The sequence below is a fragment of the Arthrobacter sp. 9AX genome, from assembly GCF_902506095.1.
Lineage (GTDB): Bacteria > Actinomycetota > Actinomycetes > Actinomycetales > Micrococcaceae > Arthrobacter.
In genome coordinates this window covers 1-1014 of record NZ_LR733294.1, presented here as the reverse complement: position 1 = coordinate 1014, position 1014 = coordinate 1, and the positions used below count along the sequence as shown (strand labels likewise).

Annotated in this window: 1 protein-coding gene; it reads left to right on the top strand. The window is 65.6% G+C overall.

What is annotated here, in order from left to right; genetic code table 11:
- On the top strand, positions 1-1014 hold a 1014-nt coding region (locus tag BACI348_RS20475; RefSeq protein ID WP_442858534.1), incomplete at both ends, for a CLIPPER-2 domain-containing protein.

The following is a 1014-nucleotide window of genomic DNA, read 5'->3' as shown; positions in this document are numbered from 1 at the left end:
CGTCCACTGCGACCGTCACGATCACAGCGGCTCCTGCGTTGACGGTGACGAAGACGGCCAGCCCGTCGGCGGCTTCGGCGTACACGGTTGGTCAGGAAATCACGTACTCGTTCGTTGTCAACAACACCGGCAACGTGACCCTCTCGGACGTGTCGGTGAACGATTCGGGGTTCACCGGGTCGGGGCAGTTGGGCCCGGTTTCTCCGTCCTCGGTCGCGACGCTCGCGCCGGGAGGGTCGTCAACCTTCACCGCGACGTACACGTTGACGCAGGCGGACGTTGACCGTGGGTCCACGTCGAACTCGGCGACCGCGACCGGTACCCCGCCAGGCGGCACACCGGTGGACTCGCCGCCGTCGACGGTGACGGTGCCGGCGAACCCGGCGCCGGCACTGACGGTGGACAAGACGGCGAACCGTCAGCAGATCACGAGTGCTGGACAGTCGATCACGTACTCGTTCAAGGCGACGAACACCGGGAACGTCACGCTGCGCGGAGTGACCGTCGATGACGCAGATTTTTCCGGTACCGGCACCCTCGGCGCGATCTCGCCAGCATCGGTTGCATCGCTTGCGCCGGGAGCGTCGCGAACGTTCACTGCGACGTACACGACAACCCAGGCGGATGTCGACTCCGGTGCGCTGACGAACACGGCCACCGCTTCGGGAACTCCGCCCACTGGTGATCCGGTGACGTCGGGTCCGTCCTCAGTGAGGATCCCGGCGTCGGCAAATCCGTCGCTGTCGGTTGTGAAGTCGGCGAGCCCGTCGGGGCAGAGTTCCTACACGGTCGGGCAGCGGATCACCTACTCGTTCGTGGCGACGAACACCGGCAACGTGACCATGTCGAATGTCACTGTCGATGACTCCGACTTCAACGGCTCTGGTCAGCTCGGCACGCTGACACCGGCCTCGGTTGCGTCCCTGGCACCGGGAGCATCGAGGACCTTCACCGCCACGTACACCCTGACCCAGGCTGACGTCGATCGGGGGTCAACGACGAACTCCGCCACTG